Below are 15,591 nucleotides of genomic sequence, written 5' to 3'. Positions count from 1 at the left end.
TCTCAGTGAGAAACAGGATCAGTGCTCATGTCGGACGTGAACGCTTTGCTGTCTCCGCCATAATCGGTAATCAGTCGCCAGTGCACCTGACCTGACGCATCCGCAGGTATGCGCAGTTCCCGTTTACCCATCGGAGGAACATATTCAGGGTTGGCCACACTCGATTTTCCAAGCTGAACACTTCTGAGATTCATGTAAAAGGGCGTCGGGTTGCTGACCGTGAGCGTCTCACCGCGTTTTACCCAGGTCAGGCTGGAGGCAAAGTCTTCGGGTGTGCCTCTGAGGGAGGATGGGCGTACAAGCAGTTTCAGGCAGCTTTTGATACGCAGTTGCGTCAGAAGGGTGGCGTGCTGCCCGGCCTTTTTCTTTTTATACGCATCACCCGTCCAGTCCGCATCCGCCTCAGGGGGGATGCCTGTTACGCAAAGCCAGTAAAGTGACTCTTTCGTGTCATTATTGTGGCTGCTGGTTGCGAGAACCTTTATCCGGCTCTGCTGATGACCGTCCAGACGGAACAGCGGCGGGGTGACAATAAACGGGGCCCGGGTTTTCCGGTCTTCCATCATGACTTCCGACTGCACCAGCATCGGATATGCCTGCGGGTTCATCACGGTCATTGAAGCACCATTCGAACCCACAGAATAAATAATCCGGGTTGCGCCGGTTTTTACAGAAAAGGACTGGAGTTCATTTTCCAGCGGCATACTTTCTCCCCTTGCAAGCTGGAGCGAGCACAGTATGGCCGCCACAATAATAATGGCATTCGTTGTTCTGGTCATTGAATTATTCCTGACTGCCCTGGTGCTGTGCTTTATTTCGAGTCACAATCATGACGCGTTAAATTTGCAGATTTAAGATAACCATTGCCTGCTTTTAATTAGAGACTAATCTTCTTCATCAGGTAATGGCGTCAAAAGCAGATGCCGGATTTCCCCTGCACTCATATCCACTTTTACCGTTGTGAAAAGTGGCGCGACATAGTCATCGCTGTGCCCCTGCTTTTCCAGAAACGCCAGTGCCTCTTCCTGAGACGTAAAGAGCCTGTCGTCTTTGCCAGTCGGGCGTTTGACGACCCAGGCTGCGGGTGCAGTGATGAGGCACAGTTTTGCGATGATATAAACCAGTTGCTGCAATGGCTCGGTAGAAGAATGGTATAAAAAGGTGTCGATATAGCTTAACAGTCTTGTGTTCATAGGTGGCGTCTTCTTAATTAATGTTACACTCAGGGAGCGCGCGGAGTTTTAATTTTATGTATATATTTATTCGCCTTCTGTAAAGAAACTAACACTCACTTTCATATCAGTGAAGTCAGAAAAGTGAATATAATATTCATAATGATGAGGGTGCCTCTGGATAATCACTGCTGGCTTAATCCCTGATATAAGACCATCCATTACGTAATGCACTCATACAACACTGACTGCGATGTTCTGCCCACTGGGCATTCATCGGTCTTACGGCCAGCTTCATTGCCCGCAGCCAGAGTTTCCCCGCCTGATCAAACTTTTCGCAGCGTTCGGCAAGTGCCGCCGCCTCGGCGACGGCGTAATAACGCTGGTTGCGGTCAGCCTTTCTCTGATTCATCGATAACTCCTGAATTGACGGGGTTCAGTAAGCCTCTATTTTCTGGCTTCTTCTTCAATCTCGGCTTTCCTGACCAGAAAAACATCTGTGGCTTTATCCAGCAGCGGTGGCACCGGTTTGAGTACCTTTGATGCGTAGGCGTAGCAGCGGGCGAGTGCGCTGACCGACTGACTTTTCATGGCTGCCTCACAAAAATCAGCGAGAAGTTCTTCTGAAGAACGTTCCCTGTCCTCAGCGCGTTCCTGTTCTTTACCCGGACAGTGTTTAGGCGAGGGCGGGGGTGCGCTTGCCGGCTGGTCAGGCGATCTGACCGGGCTGGCTGGTGGCGCTGCAGGCACGGGCGTTTCTGCTTTAATCTCTTCAGTTCGCAGGTCCGGGACAGAATGGTTTTGCAGCGGAACACCGTTCTCCGTGCTGGCAGACTGATTGATTAACCCATTCAAATCATTATGAGCTGGCGGGGTCACGTCGCGTTCTGCAGGCGATAACGTTTCAAGTTCATCCGGTGTGTACACCCCCAGAATGACGTCCGGGCAGTGCAGACGGGCCCAGCGTTTAACAGCGAGATAAGCCAGCTGCTGACGCGGATCGCTCGCCCAGAGTGTTGAGTTCCGCACCTGTGCCTGTGAGAGCAGCAGTTCCAGCACCCGCGGCTCCTGCTCGTTCTTCATTGTTGCCCACACCCGAACACCGCATCCGGATTCATCCTGCAGTGTCCAGTCCGGTGCGATGTATTTATTGCCTTTGGATGAGGTTTTCTCAGTGAATCTGCCGATAACATTTTCCCATGACCCAAACCATTCGTAATGCAGCCGATCCCGTGTTGGGGCCATGGAGTTAATGACCGCATTCACCAGCTGTGCCTCGTATCCCAGCACGCCATTCACCATGAAGGTTTTCTGTGCAACGGCGAACGGATTCATACGCCACTGCATGGCCTGCATGGTCACGGCCAGACAGTCCGCGGCTTTGCCCGCGAGGTGAGCAGGGACAGTGACTCTGCTGCTGGCCATGATTTCTGCAAAACGCATCAGTTTATCCAGGGCATCAGGGCTGAAAATAGTGGCAGTTGTGTCCGCGCTGTCCGGCGCAGAGATCATCAGTTGATTTTGCATAATGCTTACTCCTGTTAACGTGCCCATACAGGGCGCTGAATTATTTCTACGCCGCCCCAGTTATTGCTGAGGCGACAGGCATGGAATGTGCTCAAATCACGACGGAAGAGGGTGGAACCCGCGCTCATGTCATCGTCATGCAGCTCATACACCCGAACCGGATAGCGGCCACAGTCGATCGACTCGCTGACCGCAATAAAAACGAACTGCGGATACGTGCCAAAGCAGTGATAAAAGCCCTCGCAGTACATGGCTGCCTGAACGTGGTACCGGAACTCCCCGATGTGCCGGGCGAAGCGGGCCATATCACTGACCTTTTTCACATCAACAATGACAGGCCTGCCGGTCAGATATTTATCCGGACGGATGCGGCAGAGCTCCTCTGTCTCTGGATCGGACCAGTACATTGAGGATTCACACGGGCCTTCAGCCTCCAGAAAAAAGCGTGCAGCGTGATGCGCCAGCACGCTCTCTCTCATGAGCTGAAGTTTCCGGCCCTGTTCTGCATCCATAACAGTCATGTTCCGGATGCGCGTCTCATTCAGAAATGCTGCTTCGTCTGCTTTACCCTGAGAGGTGCGCCGGTTAAAAGAAGGAGCCACAATAAAGCGCTTATCAAACTGTTCAGGCTCAAGCAGCATGCAGTGCAGCGCGCTTCCCATATCCAGTGCGGCTGTTTTATCCGTATCCACAGGCGCATGTTTGCGCCAAAGGTAAATGGCCGGGTTAACCGCAATGTCATCGAGCTGCGATTTACTGACGCCGGGACCGGCGTGATAGGCCTCATTGCTGAGGCCTTCATAGATACCCGGTTTCATCATGCTGGTTCCTCCCAGCCAAGCAGCACCTGAAGGTCGTAATTTCGGGCCGCCTGCAGGTAGGCCAGATTCGTGATAAAGCTGATGTATTCCTCAGCGGCTTCAGGGTGGGCACAGCACTTCATCGCATCAGGATGCAGGTTCCAGTGACGGAACAGGTGAAGGTGGTCAGGAAAACAGGACAGCAGGCGCTGGGCTTCGTCATCGATCCACTGTTCTTTCCTGATTGCGTCCTGCTCCTGGGCATCCAGGTGGTCTTTATGACGTTCCAGCAAAGCATAGGGTGTGATCATGGCTTTCCCTCCTTAAGAAGAATGCCGACAAACCGGTCAAACACCACCTGCATCACGGGCAGAGGTGGCTGAGGTGGCAATGCCGGGGAGGTGGGCGATGAAAAGCTGGCACCATTGACAATGTTTTCAGGCGCAAACTCGATATCGCGGATGGCATTAAAGGGGCGAGCAAAAGCAGCATCGCCCCTGATGTCTGGTTGCATCATGGGAAATGGTCCTTTGAATAGTCAGTTAACCTGTTCCGGTTCTGATAAGTCCGGCAGTATGACGAGGGGCAGGGATGAGGTGTTTACTCAGGTGTCATTAAGGCCGTGCACGACGGCATCAGACCCTGCGTTTACTCTTCTTCTTCACGACGGGCCGCGCGGGTGGCTGCAAGGATTTGTGCCGGGTCTCCTGATATGCGCGTATGAATAACAAACGTACCAGTGTGGGTCACCCGGGCATCCGGTGCGGCCATGAGAGCCGCCCTGACAACACGTTCATGGATAAATGCCCGAAGAACGCAGGATTTGATATGGAGCGTGCCCTCTGTTGAGGTCGCGATGTACTGAATTTTCATCTTTTAATCTCCTTTAAGTGAAAATAACCGTTTAACTTCGGGGTTGGTGACCCGCCAGAACGGGCTGTTATCCCGGACCTGGTTTCTCCCGGATGCCGCCCGCTCTGATCGGAGCCAGGCTCCGGGTCTCCGCATTTGCGAGCCAGCGTTTATGGACAGCAGGGCGATGCTGTGATTTTTCAGCGTCCACTAGCGAATTTCTCGGTTTTGCCCTATACCGGTCATTACGGCTGAAACATCCAGACTAAATCTGATTGTCGTAATCCGCATGACTGAGTAATTCCCAGTTCTGTCCATTGTCTTTCGATAACAGTCTCCACTGCGGCGTAACCCTTAACGTAAGATACTGACCCCGATAGGTTCGCCTCGCCCGGATTTGCCCGGTACGCCATAAGCGCATAATGCGCTCAGCACGCCTTATTATCCGGACGGGGGCATGTGGCTTGGACATCACCGTTACCTCATTTCAGCGGCACAGGCAGCGGCAAGCTTCTGCACATACGTCCAGGCGATGCCTTCACTGAAACAGACAAAACGGCGGCTTCGGTTTAAAGAACTGGCGGTGAAGATGAACCTGCCGTTCCGGATATGAATAATCATGCTTTGTCTCCGTTGAGATATAAAAAAACCGCCCTGGCGGACGGTTTGCTCTGACGTATTCAGGCAGGCAGTTACGGCTGGTTGTTGTCTTCCGAGGCAGAAGAAGCGCAGCTGCATGCTGGTCGTAAATCAGGGTGCGTGGCGAAAATGGTTGTGAGAGTTGACTGAAGCAATTCATCCAGTGATCCCATCACACCCTTACGGTATGCGTCTGCTTCGTCCATACTGACTTTTCCGTCTTTCTCACTGGCATCAACCATCCTTACCGATGCCACCAGCTTGTTCGCCACTTCCAGCAGTGTTTCAGTGACTTTTTCTGCAGTTTCACGATGTTGCATAATGACCTCCGGGTCAGGTAATGCCCTTGCGGGCGGGGTTTACGAATGCCATCTCAGCGTTCATGGATGCCATCTTCATCAATAATGATGAGGCGCGTATTTTTGATGAAATCGCTCATGTTCACGCCTACATCGTGCCAGTGAGCCAGTGCCATCAGGACGTCACGACGGGACTGACAGTGACAGGCATTTACATACGCCTGTACATGAGCAAGGGCGAGGCGGCGCATTTCTTTTGGATTCAGGACGCATGAAGGTTTTTCTTTATGCATGGTGTTCTCCGGTTCCGGACGTAAAAAAACCGCCATAATGGCGGTCATGTGGACAGGTAAGAGAGCGATCACGACGTGCCGTTCCTGTCTGTCTCTGAAACGTCGCTACAGCAACATCCAGGCAGTAAGTCAGGGTGCTCAGTCATGATGGGATCCAGGATTTCGGTGAAGAGCACGTCGAGAACAACCTGGACTTTATGCATATGTGTCGCAGCCTGCTCTTCCGTGACTTTGCCTTCCTGCTGGTACTCAAACATCTGATCAGCAGAAACACTCAGTTCACGGGACAGCAACAATACAGTCTGGCTGATACGCACGGCAGCTTCGCGATATAACATCGTTACTCCTTAAGTGGATTTGCCATTCAGGCATTACGGAAAGGGTGATTGAGCCAGAGAGGCTTTGATGCCCGGCCGGACGTAACATATCCGGGGCAAAAAAAATCCCGCACGAGGCGGGAAAGTCATTCAGGCACTTGGTCAGACAGATCACACTCATAATTATACAATCAGGATGCCACTACTTTCGGTACTTCAGGCTGTCAGGCATTCGCTGACAGTGAAGTTATAGAGGTATTCCGTTTCATAATTCTGAATGAATTGAAAACCCTTCGCACCGACACCTCGTTTAAACTGCGAAAAGGGTTTCAGAGAAGCTGTCAATGTCGTGATGAGTCAGAGTAAGCAGGGTGATTTATTTTTGTAGGGCTTACTTTTCCCGAAACAGAGACGCCGGGCGTCGCGTATCAGGATTAACTCATGGCGTGATGCTGCGCTATGATGCTTTTTTATATGAATTCCGGGTGCTCTGGGATCAAAGTTGATTCCACAGACCGGGCACAGAACGCTGTGCTTTTTCATACTAACCTCCATCAACAAAGGAAATGACACTGGGCAGAGCCATCTCATTTGTTGAGAGGAAGGTGGGTTTTGCCACTTCGGGATCTCGCGCTTCTGCACTCCTCCCGCCCGACAGTATGCTGTGCCGTTCAGCTAATAACTCAATAATGAACTATAAGTACTATTTTGGTCAACACCAAAAGTACAGAAAATTAGTACTTTTCCGGGGTTTTGATTCATCTCATTGTTTTTGTTAATTTTAAGTGTGCGGTATCACACTGAGGCTTTGGGCGGGATCGGGGGAAACAAAGCTCATTCGGCACTCTATCACCACACCAATAAACTTGCAGGAATCATCAATTTCCACAGGTTTATAATTAGTATTCAATGGCTTGAGATACTTTCTGTTGATACCCTCATCAACAATGTACTGTTTAAAAGTCACTTCTTTTGCAGAAGCAAGTTTAGCAACGACTAATTGGCCATTTTCTGGAATGCGACCTGTGTCTATAAGAATCATGCTGTTCTCGGGGACACATGGGCCCGCGGGGCTCGTCATTGAGTCGTCTTTAACGACTAGCCAGAATGCCGGGGCATCTCCCAGTACAGCGCCGGAATAGAAATAACTGAATCTGTCCAAACCTTTCTCAAAAAACTGCGTGACATTAATAACCTCATCCCAGCCCATTAACGGAAAGCTACCGCGAAACAGGGCATGAGCTAACCTTTCTTCACCAGCATTAGCCTCATCTCCATGTTGCAGCCACAGTGGGTCTACGTTCAGAGCTTTAGCGATGTTTTTCATCATCGCAGCCCGGGGAAGTGACTCACCAGTCAGCCATTTACTGACAGCCTTCGATGTTACCCCCATACGCTGAGCAAGCATTACCCCCCGACCATGTGGCGGGTATTTGGCGTTGTTGAGCGCTTCAGTAAGCCGCGCTGCAAACTGCTGACGGATCGTTTCTGTTTGAACCATGGGTACAATGTTAACTGACTTGATAAAACTGTCAGTTCAAATTAAAGTGAACTGAAAGTACTATTGAGGGGGTTTTCATGTCATTCATTAACCTTGCAATTAAGTCTGTGGGAGTTGCTGAAGTTGCGAAAGCGTGTGGAATCAGTCCAAGAGCGGTCTACAAGTGGCTCAACAAGGGTTCACTTCCTAAAACAGAGTTTTATGGGGGAACTCAATATGCAATGACTATTGAGAAGTTATCTCAGGGGCAGTTCTGCTCAGATAAGTTACTGGAAGAAAGCCGGATATCTTTGCTGAAACGTTAGTTTAAGGTGACGTTTGGTCACTGCGTCACAGCCGACTAAGGAAGTTACATTGTGGAAACTGCAAAAACACGCAAGCAAGGATCATCAGTTCAGGGACGACATCTCCATTCACTGGCTCTAAGGGCCCTTTTTAACACGCGTCAATCGGTGGTTGCCCGCCGTCTCAACGTCGCTGATTCAACCATCTTGAGACGCACTGAAAAATACCCGGAAATCATGGAAACGCTGGCTGCCAGCGGTATTGAGGATTTCGTGATGAAGGGGGAGATGAAAATACCCCAGGAACAATATCGCTGGCTGATGAAGGTCGCTATCAGGTTTGCTGAGTATGAACTGGAACGAACCTGTAATGAGGAAGGCGATGAGCATCAGCACAGACAATCCTGTCCATGAGCTGGTGGTTTCAGGACTTCGCTTAATTCAGTGTGAGGGGGGAAGGGAAGCGACAAGAGTTGCAACGAGAGTTAGATCTTAGCCTCTGCACACATAGCGAGAATGCAATGAAACTTCTTAAAATTTTTATTTTGGAGGGACATATTAAATGAGTCGCGCAGCAACAGACTGGGCCTGGAGTCTTAATCTCAAGGCTTCCCAAAAACTACTTCTCCTTTCACTGGCTGACCGGGCCGACGAATACCACTGCTGTTATCCCAGCATCATGAGGCTCGTCAATGATACAGGGCTCGACAGAAAGACTATCGGGAAATGGATCAATCAGATGATTGAGGATGGTCTGCTTTCCGATACCGGTGAGCGGAAAGGTCCCACAAAACGGGTGCGTGTCCTGAAGCTGAACCTCGATTTTAAATGTGCCCAAAAACGGGAGGGTTCAGTAAAAGGTAATGGTCCCAAAAACGGGAATGTTCCCAAAATCGGGCCTGTTTCAATTAAGCCATCGAATGATCCCAAAAACGGTCTTTTGAACGATCCCAAAAACGGGCTTTTGAACGATCCCAAAAACGGGACACAGAATCAGTCATTAGAACCCAACATAGAACCTATAAATAAAACACCCGCCGCCAGGGCGACGTGTCAGGGGGAATGGCTTCCTTCACGTTATGCCTTCGAGGGCAAAGTCGTGAAGCTTAACCATGCAGACTTTGCATCATGGCAAAAACTTTACGCACATCTGGACCTGGTGTACGAGCTACAAAAACTCGACATCGAATTCTCATACCAGAGACCCAGACACTGGTTCATCACGGCCAGCCAGAAGCTCAGCTACCAGAACAAACAGGCCGCCTTGCGGGGCCAGATAGTGCCTGCTGGTAAAGGGACGCCACACTGGAACGATCGCAGCGAGTGGGAGAATAATTTCTTATGACGAAGCCAGAACCGGATTTTGACGAAGAACTGCGTAACGGTCACTTTGGCCCGAGCGGGGCTGACCAGCAGCAGTGCAGCCGTTTAATTGACTCAAACGCAGAGCGCCTGGTGGATACTCTCTTCGCCAGTCTGAAGGTTATCTTTCCCGCATCCTTCAGCACGGTGTTAAAGCATCCACGCGATGAAGCAACAGCTAAACGTCAGTGGGTCGCTGCGTTTATCGAAAACGGCATTACTTCGGGGCATCAGCTTTCTGCAGGGATGAAGCGTGCGCGTGCCAGCGTTTCACCGTTCTGGCCAACCCCCGGGCAGTTCATCAGCTGGTGCCGGAAGGGCGACTATGTCGCTGCAGGCCTGCCGGATGAAAATATGCTTTGTGACATGGTCATGCGTTACTGTGCACAACGGGGTTTATATCATTCCCCTGAAGCCTATCCATGGCAGGATAATACGCATTACTGGATGGTAACGAGCCTTTACAGCCAGATGACATCACATAATCTGTCTGAGAGTGAGTTACGTAAGGCGTGCGAAAAAGAGCTTGAAAAGATGTCCCGTCGTATTCGCGAAGGGGAGTCAATACCCCCACCGCGTGCACAACTTGAAAAAATCTATGAACCGGTGAGTCCTGAGAGGGCGAGAGCGCATATCAGCCGACTTAAAATGCTTCTGAAGAGAAACTCAAAGCATGACATGAAGCCGTTCAGGGCAACAGAACTAACTTCAGTTCTGAAGGACGCCAGCGGAATAGATACGCTCCACTGATTATCATGCAAGCCAGCTTTGAAATTTGTTGGCCAGATGCGCGCAGCTGAAAGTCAAAGTGTTTTCAGGCCCAGTAGAAGGGAGACACAGCAAGTGAAATTGAGTGCTACAGAGCGATTGAATCGCCACAGGTTTAACAGACACCTCAGAGGCCATTCTGCTCAACTGCAGGCTCAGTATCCCAGGTAAGAGAAGTGCGTACAGATTCAAATCTGCCCTCAGTATGCATCGAACTCTATACCTTCGCCAGAGAACCCCCAGAGCCTTGCACAGCTACCATCTCTTAAGATTAATTAATATAAAATGGTAATGACTTGTTTGATGTCGACAAATAATTGGCCGATCAGTCTCAGATTCGTGCCTGCCTTTTTAAGGGCAGGAGAGGACTTCGCTGCATGACTTCGGGGCTGGTTTATTAAACAATGAGGTGTTTGTACAATTTCAGCACTTAATGCCATAAATATAATTATTATCAAGTGCATGTTTATTAAGTGTTTATTTTATTCACGTTAAAAGAATCCTTTTTATCTCGGAAATTCCTGTACAAGTTCTCTGGATGCGTATAACTTTGCCCGATGACATGCTGATTAATTAACATACAGGGAGGGTCATTCATGCCGCAGAACATTTACGTTTCAAGCATGGTTAACGAAATCGCGGCATATTTCAGCCGTGCAACGTTACCTTCACAGCTGGAAACGTTAGGCGCGGTTGCAGTAGAAATTCTTCGTTCTGGTCGCAATCTGAACAGTAAATCAATTTGCTCCAGGCTTCTTATACGTCTTGAGCATGCCTCCAGCCCCGAAGAAGAACGGCATTACCATCAGCTGATTGCACTGCTGTTTGACCGGGACTGAACACGTACGTACACGCCCGAAAAGGGCAGAGAGTTTCATGAAAAACAGCGATGAAAATAAGCTATGCAATATTCTCATCGGCGAAGCTGTTATTGCGCTATTCAATGAGGGGGTTCACATCTCCTGGCGCAGGCTGCTCGGTAAACTTCAGACCGTGCTGGATGGCAGCGCGGATGATCTCAAACGCGCACATGCTGCAAGGCTGGCGATTCAGGATATCCAGGCTGAAATGGCGATACGTGGAGCTGGCCGTCCTGATAATGTGATTAGCATTAACAGCAGAACTTCCAGGTAAGACAACTTACCCGGCATTAAAAACCGGCTTCGGCATCGCAGAAGTCATTTTTCGCACCCTAACAAGGACACTAGTCATATGCAGCAGAGTAAAACGGATCATGAACTGCAGGCATTTCTTCAGGGTCCAGGCGATGAATATGCTGCGGAAAAAGAAATGCTGGGTATGCTTACTAAGCATATGCTTGCAGAAAAAGGATCGGTGACCAACAAAGACATCATCCTTTATCTGGTTGGTGAACTGGAAAGCACCAGTGACCATGCTTGTCTGAAATCACTGAGAAACTGCCTGGGTCTTGTGGTAGGCCTTACCTCAGAAGATGCATAACATTTACTGACATCGCTCCCCCATGCGGCGGAGCATCACTATTCCTGTTAAATGTTTCCTCCCTTTGACGTTGTTGCGCCGGCGTAGCCTTTAAAAACTCACATGCCTAATGTACTGGCATAATGCCTATCAGTCGCCCAATGTAAATCCCCAATCAATACCAATGACCAGACAGAATATGATGCCAAGTAGGGCTAAACACTGTGCTCAAGGCACTTTACGCATCAGTCAGGGAAATCTTTAAAGTGGTTTCCTGATTGTCTGCTTGGCTGGACTTCAGGAGCAACTGAGAGAACGCCTCAAAGCTGCCAGAGAGCTTATGCAGGGTGAAACTGCACTGCAACGCCTTCTGAAATGGCGAACGCCGGAGGAGCGATAGATATAAATCACGCGAATTTTATTTTCTGGACAGATACAAAGCTGTTGCTTCAAACGTTTACTGTGAGGGCTGGTTTGTGTCTTGTACACTGCGCGAATGCCCTGGCTATCACGACTGGCAGCTACCCATACGGCGCTTCCTCGGCTACTTATAACTGACCCGTTTCCTGAAAAATTAGCGGAAAAAGCATTAAAGCAGTGAGTTCCACGACCGGACTGCGCGTCGGTTTCAGATATAGTTTATGCAATATCTGTGGGGTTCGGAGGTGGGTAAGGGCAGGAGTGTTTGAAGTTCAATCAAAGATGGTTGCTTTGATAGTAAACGTCCGCTATGAGCGAAAAGCGGACGTTGCTAATAGCGTTCTGAGTAAATCAACGGCGAGCAGAGGTCAGTCTGCTTCTGGCACAATAGAACGTTAATGAGACCTAAATGCACATTATTTGATCTCGTAGAATCATCATCACCCCGGTGGGCCTGGAATAAAAGGGGTGACCGAGCTGATTAAACTTCGGGCAGGTTAGTCCAACTCTGTTACACTCAGGGCAGGCATGATTTCATAGTTTCAGCCAGGTTAGTGCTGTTGCTGAAATCAGGCAAAAACTATAACCATTCAAAAGCAATACTGCTTGTCCGCTGCGACGGACTCTTACCGCCGGGCAACAGGAAGTTTGATATGTCCAGAAGTGAAGAAGAAAAGATCAATATCGTTATTGGCGAAGCCATATTAGCGCTGCTTGAGGACGACGATGTCTTCAGCGCTTACACCCTTTCCCGACAGTTGAAACAGATGCTTAAAGTAGAGACAGAGGCTGCCCGTCGTGAAATCATTAAAGAGGCAATCAGACAGACCAGCAGACTTCTCGCCACAGCCCTCTGTTCCGGTAATAGCAGTGCTGAAATAAAGCGATTATCGCGCGAATTTTCTTGCCAGCAAAGTATTGGGTACTGATAGTTATCCGGCATTTTTACTTCTACTATTACGTTCTGCCTCACCGGGTCAGTGTACCCGGTGACTCAGCATCTGAATCGCCTTTATGATGTTTCCCCGCACACGCCGGTCCGCGGTGCTTTTTCTGAGCAGTTCCAGTGCATTAATCAATTCATCTTTCCCTACTGTGGCTTTGTGACTGAGCAGCCTGCGGGCAGTACTACCAATGAGATCTAGTGCTTTTTCATTGTCATCCTCGTCCGAATTCATAAATCCCCCCGTTAAACGAACCGCTGTGAATATAGCATTATGCCAGATAGGGGAAGGTGATTCTGTCCTTATCGGTGAGCTGATAACTTCATAAGCCCCGAGGGCCAAAGAGAGTAGCTTTCAGGCAGAGATTCAAACCTATGACCTGCTCCCCGTAAACCAACATACCATGATGAAAGCAACGTCCGCTTCTGACACAGCGGACTGATGGCAGGCTAAGGTCCGCTATGAGCGAGGAACGGACGCCCGGTGTCCGCTAATGTGAACTAGCCAGGTTACTTAAACCGTCTTCCTGCCTCATCAGTCACCTTTTCTCCATCCTCTTTGGTGAAAGAACCTTTCTGACCTTCAGGGAGAATATCCAGCACAATTTCTGAGGGACGGCAAAGTCGTGTCCCTAACGGTGACACTACTACCGGCCTGTTAATCAGGATCGGGTGCTGAAGCATAAAATCGATCAATTGCGCATCAGAAAATTTATCTTCATCCAGACCCAATTGCTCATAAGGCTCAACATTCCTACGCAGCAATGCACGTACAGAAATCCCCATTTCTGAAATCAGCAAGGTAAGCTCTTCTCGTGTCGGTGGCGTATCGAGATAATAAATAATTGTTGGTTCGGTGCCGCTGTTACGGATCATCTCCAGCGTGTTACGTGAAGTACCACAGGCAGGATTGTGATAGATAGTAATGTTGCTCATATCAGTATCTCATTACAAAGTGACAGAGAGCCGCCATACCAGCGCGGCCAGAGTGACGAACAGCACCGGCAGGGTCATAATTATGCCTGTCCGGAAGTAATATCCCCAGGTAATGCTCATGTTTTTCTGTGCCAGTACATGCAGCCACAGCAGGGTTGCCAGACTCCCGATTGGGGTAATTTTGGGACCTAAATCGCAGCCAATCACATTGGCGTAAATCATTGCTTCTCTGACGACGCCAGTCGCAGTGCTCCCTTCAATGGACAGCGCACCAATCAGCACCGTCGGCATATTGTTCATCACCGACGACATGAAGGCAGTCAGGAAGCCGGTACCGAACGTGGCGGCCCATAAACCGTTGTCTGCCAGCATAGTTGGGTCTGACAATTGACAGGTAAATTCAGGAATCATCACTGAACTCTATTTTCATCATATTCGCCCAACACCACTTTCAATTCATCCATATCTTCTTCAACGGCGGTTTTTAGACCTCGTCTTTCCAGCCACTTTCTGCCCCATATACTCAAATCCATGACAATTTTATTGAGCTCACGACCTTCTTCACTCAGCGAATACTCCACTTTAGGCGGAACAACAGGATAAACCTGACGCACGATCAGACCGTCCTCCTCAAGCTCGCGTAACTGCTTCGTCAGCAGTCGCTGGTTGATACTGGTCATACACCGCTGAAGCTCACTGAAACGTAGCGTACCGTCTTTAAAGAGATGATAAAGGATAACCCCTTTCCACTTTCCTCCCATTATATGAAGCGCTGCCTCCATTGAGCACCCAGGAGCACAGTCATAATTGCGTAATTTTTTCATAAATTCTCTTTGGTTACCTTTTGGTAAGTATAGGTAATTTATAACCGTATAAACCAGATTTGATCATATGGTACTTTGAGCGGGTCAAATATCAAACACTTTCCGGAGAATAAATGTCTGTCTTACTTTTTGAACCAATTACCATTCATGGAGTTGAATTCCGCAACCGCATTGCCATGTCCCCGATGTGCATGCACTCTGCTTCTGAAGATGGTCGTGTGAATGATTTTCATGTTATTCATTACGGCGCTCGTGCCTTGGGCGGTGCGGGATTGATTATGCTGGAAACAGCTTCCGTTCTGCCAAATGGCCCGATCGGCCCCGGTGATATTGGTATCTGGGACGACAGCCACATCGAGGGCCTTTCACGCGTGACGGACGCCATTCACCGTTTTGGTGCCAAAGCTGGCGCACAAATTGGTCATGCTGGTCGCCAGCTGGGCATTGACCTGCCATCTATTGCCCCGTCAGCGATTCCGTTCACGCCGCAGTCTCGCGTGCCTCAGGCCATGAGCGTTGAAAAGATCAAGGAAGTTGTAGAGGCATTCCGACAAGGCGCGCGTCGGGCACGTGAAGCCGGTTTCGATGTTATCGAAATCCACGGCGCCCACGGTTATCTTTTAAACCAATTCTTATCTCCGCTAGCTAACAAGCGTACCGACGAATACGGAGGAAGCCACGAAAACCGCTACCGTATTGTGCGTGAAGTTATTGATGTGGTGCGTAGCGAATGGAACGGTCCACTTTTCATGCGCATTTCCACGACTGATTATATGGAAGGTGGAAACCGGCCTGAAGACTTTGTGGTATTTGGTAAATGGATGAAAGAGCAAGGTATTGATTTGCTCGACTGCTCAAGCGGTGGAATCGCTATGGTGCCGGTAACTACCTATCCTGGATATCAGGTCCCGGCTGCTGAGTTACTGCGCCGTGAACTGGATATCAAAACCGGTGCGGTAGGTCTGATTGAAACAGGTCGCCAGGCAGAAGAAATTTTGCAGAATGGTCGCGCCGACATCGTTCTGGTTGGTCGTGATATGCTCAAAGATCCGTTCTGGGCACGTACCGCTGCAGATAATCTGGATGTAAAACTCCCGGTACCAGCACAATATACCCGTTATGGTTCTGGCTGGCAGCGCTCACAGCCTCGTGTGGCAGCAGCTGATCTGGATAGCACTGTAGAACGTTAATCGAGGCTCCTTCGGGAGCCTGTA

The 15,591-nt window shown here is 49.6% G+C and carries 25 protein-coding genes and 1 pseudogene; 9 read left to right on the top strand and 17 right to left on the bottom strand.

What is annotated here, in order from left to right:
* Positions 1-2 precede the first annotated feature (2 nt).
* From PU624_RS01155 to PU624_RS01095, 14 genes are all read right to left on the bottom strand, one after another.
* Complete coding sequence (locus tag PU624_RS01155; RefSeq protein ID WP_283545034.1) at positions 3-779, bottom strand: fimbria/pilus periplasmic chaperone; 777 nt, start codon at positions 777-779, stop codon at positions 3-5.
* A gap of 105 nt (positions 780-884) precedes the next feature.
* Positions 885-1,193, bottom strand: a complete 309-nt coding sequence (locus tag PU624_RS01150) for a hypothetical protein (protein WP_283545033.1) — start codon at positions 1,191-1,193, stop codon at positions 885-887.
* A 175-nt stretch (positions 1,194-1,368) separates the two neighbouring features.
* Positions 1,369-1,584, bottom strand: coding sequence for an ANR family transcriptional regulator (locus tag PU624_RS01145; protein WP_283545032.1), 216 nt, complete (start codon positions 1,582-1,584; stop codon positions 1,369-1,371).
* Positions 1,585-1,619: 35 nt separating this feature from the next.
* Entirely contained in the window at positions 1,620-2,699 is a 1,080-nt protein-coding gene (locus tag PU624_RS01140) for a RecT family recombinase (RefSeq protein ID WP_283545031.1), read from the bottom strand.
* A 14-nt stretch (positions 2,700-2,713) separates the two neighbouring features.
* Positions 2,714-3,517: a PD-(D/E)XK nuclease-like domain-containing protein gene (locus tag PU624_RS01135; protein ID WP_283545135.1), complete on the bottom strand. Its 804-nt coding sequence runs from the start codon at positions 3,515-3,517 to the stop codon at positions 2,714-2,716.
* Positions 3,517-3,810: a host nuclease inhibitor GamL gene (gene gamL, locus PU624_RS01130; protein ID WP_033779864.1), complete on the bottom strand. Its 294-nt coding sequence runs from the start codon at positions 3,808-3,810 to the stop codon at positions 3,517-3,519. Before gamL ends, PU624_RS01135 begins: the two co-directional genes overlap by 1 nt.
* Entirely contained in the window at positions 3,807-4,016 is a 210-nt protein-coding gene (locus tag PU624_RS01125; RefSeq protein ID WP_122889479.1) for a hypothetical protein, read from the bottom strand. The genes gamL and PU624_RS01125 overlap by 4 nt, the downstream gene beginning before the upstream one ends.
* Before the next feature lie 131 nt (positions 4,017-4,147).
* Positions 4,148-4,372 carry a hypothetical protein gene (locus tag PU624_RS01120; RefSeq protein ID WP_283545030.1) on the bottom strand — a complete coding sequence of 75 codons (225 nt, stop codon included), beginning with the start codon at positions 4,370-4,372 and terminating at the stop codon, positions 4,148-4,150.
* Positions 4,373-4,616: 244 nt separating this feature from the next.
* Positions 4,617-4,823, bottom strand: coding sequence for a ParE family toxin-like protein (locus PU624_RS22260; RefSeq protein ID WP_071785044.1), 207 nt, complete (start codon positions 4,821-4,823; stop codon positions 4,617-4,619).
* A 5-nt stretch (positions 4,824-4,828) separates the two neighbouring features.
* Positions 4,829-4,972 (bottom strand): hypothetical protein, encoded by a 144-nt coding sequence (locus PU624_RS01115; RefSeq protein WP_022624506.1) that lies wholly within the window; start codon positions 4,970-4,972, stop codon positions 4,829-4,831.
* Positions 4,973-5,043: 71 nt separating this feature from the next.
* Complete coding sequence (locus PU624_RS01110; RefSeq protein WP_061703265.1) at positions 5,044-5,310, bottom strand: hypothetical protein; 267 nt, start codon at positions 5,308-5,310, stop codon at positions 5,044-5,046.
* 53 nt (positions 5,311-5,363) lie between these two features.
* Positions 5,364-5,654, bottom strand: a complete 291-nt coding sequence (locus PU624_RS01105; protein ID WP_129063276.1) for a hypothetical protein — start codon at positions 5,652-5,654, stop codon at positions 5,364-5,366.
* On the bottom strand, positions 5,651-5,920 hold the full coding sequence (locus tag PU624_RS01100; protein WP_283545029.1) for a hypothetical protein: 270 nt from the start codon (positions 5,918-5,920) through the stop codon (positions 5,651-5,653). Before PU624_RS01100 ends, PU624_RS01105 begins: the two co-directional genes overlap by 4 nt.
* Positions 5,921-6,680: 760 nt before the next feature.
* Positions 6,681-7,400, bottom strand: coding sequence for a LexA family protein (locus PU624_RS01095; protein ID WP_010670524.1), 720 nt, complete (start codon positions 7,398-7,400; stop codon positions 6,681-6,683).
* 77 nt (positions 7,401-7,477) lie between these two features.
* Here PU624_RS01095 and PU624_RS01090 point away from each other — a divergent pair, with 77 nt between their 5' ends.
* The 8 genes from PU624_RS01090 to PU624_RS01055 all read left to right on the top strand — a co-directional run bounded on the left by PU624_RS01090 (position 7,478) and on the right by PU624_RS01055 (position 12,603).
* Positions 7,478-7,705 carry a helix-turn-helix domain-containing protein gene (locus PU624_RS01090; protein ID WP_061703263.1) on the top strand — a complete coding sequence of 76 codons (228 nt, stop codon included), beginning with the start codon at positions 7,478-7,480 and terminating at the stop codon, positions 7,703-7,705.
* 51 nt (positions 7,706-7,756) lie between these two features.
* Positions 7,757-8,098, top strand: a complete 342-nt coding sequence (locus PU624_RS01085) for a hypothetical protein (protein WP_129063277.1) — start codon at positions 7,757-7,759, stop codon at positions 8,096-8,098.
* A 148-nt stretch (positions 8,099-8,246) separates the two neighbouring features.
* Positions 8,247-9,029, top strand: a complete 783-nt coding sequence (locus PU624_RS01080; protein WP_283545028.1) for a helix-turn-helix domain-containing protein — start codon at positions 8,247-8,249, stop codon at positions 9,027-9,029.
* Complete coding sequence (locus PU624_RS01075; RefSeq protein ID WP_283545027.1) at positions 9,026-9,796, top strand: replication protein P; 771 nt, start codon at positions 9,026-9,028, stop codon at positions 9,794-9,796. Before PU624_RS01080 ends, PU624_RS01075 begins: the two co-directional genes overlap by 4 nt.
* A gap of 614 nt (positions 9,797-10,410) precedes the next feature.
* Positions 10,411-10,653 carry a regulatory protein YcgZ gene (gene ycgZ, locus PU624_RS01070; protein ID WP_283545026.1) on the top strand — a complete coding sequence of 81 codons (243 nt, stop codon included), beginning with the start codon at positions 10,411-10,413 and terminating at the stop codon, positions 10,651-10,653.
* Between the two features lie 37 nt (positions 10,654-10,690).
* Complete coding sequence (locus PU624_RS01065; RefSeq protein ID WP_283545025.1) at positions 10,691-10,948, top strand: hypothetical protein; 258 nt, start codon at positions 10,691-10,693, stop codon at positions 10,946-10,948.
* A 78-nt stretch (positions 10,949-11,026) separates the two neighbouring features.
* On the top strand, positions 11,027-11,275 hold the full coding sequence (locus PU624_RS01060; RefSeq protein WP_283545024.1) for a biofilm development regulator YmgB/AriR family protein: 249 nt from the start codon (positions 11,027-11,029) through the stop codon (positions 11,273-11,275).
* Between the two features lie 1,052 nt (positions 11,276-12,327).
* Positions 12,328-12,603 (top strand): hypothetical protein, encoded by a 276-nt coding sequence (locus PU624_RS01055; RefSeq protein WP_283545023.1) that lies wholly within the window; start codon positions 12,328-12,330, stop codon positions 12,601-12,603.
* Positions 12,604-13,127: 524 nt separating this feature from the next.
* Here PU624_RS01055 and arsC read toward each other — a convergent pair.
* From arsC to PU624_RS01040, 3 genes and pseudogenes are all read right to left on the bottom strand, one after another.
* Positions 13,128-13,553, bottom strand: a complete 426-nt coding sequence (gene arsC / locus PU624_RS01050; RefSeq protein ID WP_283545022.1) for a glutaredoxin-dependent arsenate reductase — start codon at positions 13,551-13,553, stop codon at positions 13,128-13,130.
* 12 nt (positions 13,554-13,565) lie between these two features.
* Positions 13,566-13,925, bottom strand: a pseudogene (locus PU624_RS01045) (ArsB/NhaD family transporter); the annotation flags it as partial.
* 38 nt (positions 13,926-13,963) lie between these two features.
* Positions 13,964-14,377: a winged helix-turn-helix transcriptional regulator gene (locus tag PU624_RS01040; protein WP_283545021.1), complete on the bottom strand. Its 414-nt coding sequence runs from the start codon at positions 14,375-14,377 to the stop codon at positions 13,964-13,966.
* A gap of 113 nt (positions 14,378-14,490) precedes the next feature.
* Between PU624_RS01040 and namA the strand changes: the two genes are divergently transcribed.
* Positions 14,491-15,567, top strand: coding sequence for an NADPH dehydrogenase NamA (namA, locus tag PU624_RS01035; RefSeq protein ID WP_283545020.1), 1,077 nt, complete (start codon positions 14,491-14,493; stop codon positions 15,565-15,567).
* The last annotated feature ends 24 nt before the right edge of the window (positions 15,568-15,591 follow it).

Source organism: Pantoea sp. Lij88 (assembly GCF_030062155.1).
Lineage (GTDB): Bacteria > Pseudomonadota > Gammaproteobacteria > Enterobacterales > Enterobacteriaceae > Pantoea.
This window is presented reverse-complemented; position numbering and strand designations above follow the sequence as displayed.

What these genes read in the sequence shown, in the direction of transcription:
- PU624_RS01155 (WP_283545034.1), bottom strand. Translation starts at nt 779, where the DNA reads ATGACCAGAACAACGAATGCCATTATTATTGTGGCGGCCATACTGTGC.
- PU624_RS01150 (WP_283545033.1), bottom strand. Translation starts at nt 1,193, where the DNA reads ATGAACACAAGACTGTTAAGCTATATCGACACCTTTTTATACCATTCT.
- PU624_RS01145 (WP_283545032.1), bottom strand. Translation starts at nt 1,584, where the DNA reads ATGAATCAGAGAAAGGCTGACCGCAACCAGCGTTATTACGCCGTCGCC.
- PU624_RS01140 (WP_283545031.1), bottom strand. Translation starts at nt 2,699, where the DNA reads ATGCAAAATCAACTGATGATCTCTGCGCCGGACAGCGCGGACACAACT.
- PU624_RS01135 (WP_283545135.1), bottom strand. Translation starts at nt 3,517, where the DNA reads ATGAAACCGGGTATCTATGAAGGCCTCAGCAATGAGGCCTATCACGCC.
- gamL (WP_033779864.1), bottom strand. Translation starts at nt 3,810, where the DNA reads ATGATCACACCCTATGCTTTGCTGGAACGTCATAAAGACCACCTGGAT.
- PU624_RS01125 (WP_122889479.1), bottom strand. Translation starts at nt 4,016, where the DNA reads ATGATGCAACCAGACATCAGGGGCGATGCTGCTTTTGCTCGCCCCTTT.
- PU624_RS01120 (WP_283545030.1), bottom strand. Translation starts at nt 4,372, where the DNA reads ATGAAAATTCAGTACATCGCGACCTCAACAGAGGGCACGCTCCATATC.
- PU624_RS22260 (WP_071785044.1), bottom strand. Translation starts at nt 4,823, where the DNA reads ATGTCCAAGCCACATGCCCCCGTCCGGATAATAAGGCGTGCTGAGCGC.
- PU624_RS01115 (WP_022624506.1), bottom strand. Translation starts at nt 4,972, where the DNA reads ATGATTATTCATATCCGGAACGGCAGGTTCATCTTCACCGCCAGTTCT.
- PU624_RS01110 (WP_061703265.1), bottom strand. Translation starts at nt 5,310, where the DNA reads ATGCAACATCGTGAAACTGCAGAAAAAGTCACTGAAACACTGCTGGAA.
- PU624_RS01100 (WP_283545029.1), bottom strand. Translation starts at nt 5,920, where the DNA reads ATGTTATATCGCGAAGCTGCCGTGCGTATCAGCCAGACTGTATTGTTG.
- PU624_RS01095 (WP_010670524.1), bottom strand. Translation starts at nt 7,400, where the DNA reads ATGGTTCAAACAGAAACGATCCGTCAGCAGTTTGCAGCGCGGCTTACT.
- PU624_RS01090 (WP_061703263.1), top strand. Translation starts at nt 7,478, where the DNA reads ATGTCATTCATTAACCTTGCAATTAAGTCTGTGGGAGTTGCTGAAGTT.
- PU624_RS01080 (WP_283545028.1), top strand. Translation starts at nt 8,247, where the DNA reads ATGAGTCGCGCAGCAACAGACTGGGCCTGGAGTCTTAATCTCAAGGCT.
- PU624_RS01075 (WP_283545027.1), top strand. Translation starts at nt 9,026, where the DNA reads ATGACGAAGCCAGAACCGGATTTTGACGAAGAACTGCGTAACGGTCAC.
- ycgZ (WP_283545026.1), top strand. Translation starts at nt 10,411, where the DNA reads ATGCCGCAGAACATTTACGTTTCAAGCATGGTTAACGAAATCGCGGCA.
- PU624_RS01065 (WP_283545025.1), top strand. Translation starts at nt 10,691, where the DNA reads ATGAAAAACAGCGATGAAAATAAGCTATGCAATATTCTCATCGGCGAA.
- PU624_RS01060 (WP_283545024.1), top strand. Translation starts at nt 11,027, where the DNA reads ATGCAGCAGAGTAAAACGGATCATGAACTGCAGGCATTTCTTCAGGGT.
- PU624_RS01055 (WP_283545023.1), top strand. Translation starts at nt 12,328, where the DNA reads ATGTCCAGAAGTGAAGAAGAAAAGATCAATATCGTTATTGGCGAAGCC.
- arsC (WP_283545022.1), bottom strand. Translation starts at nt 13,553, where the DNA reads ATGAGCAACATTACTATCTATCACAATCCTGCCTGTGGTACTTCACGT.
- PU624_RS01040 (WP_283545021.1), bottom strand. Translation starts at nt 14,377, where the DNA reads ATGAAAAAATTACGCAATTATGACTGTGCTCCTGGGTGCTCAATGGAG.
- namA (WP_283545020.1), top strand. Translation starts at nt 14,491, where the DNA reads ATGTCTGTCTTACTTTTTGAACCAATTACCATTCATGGAGTTGAATTC.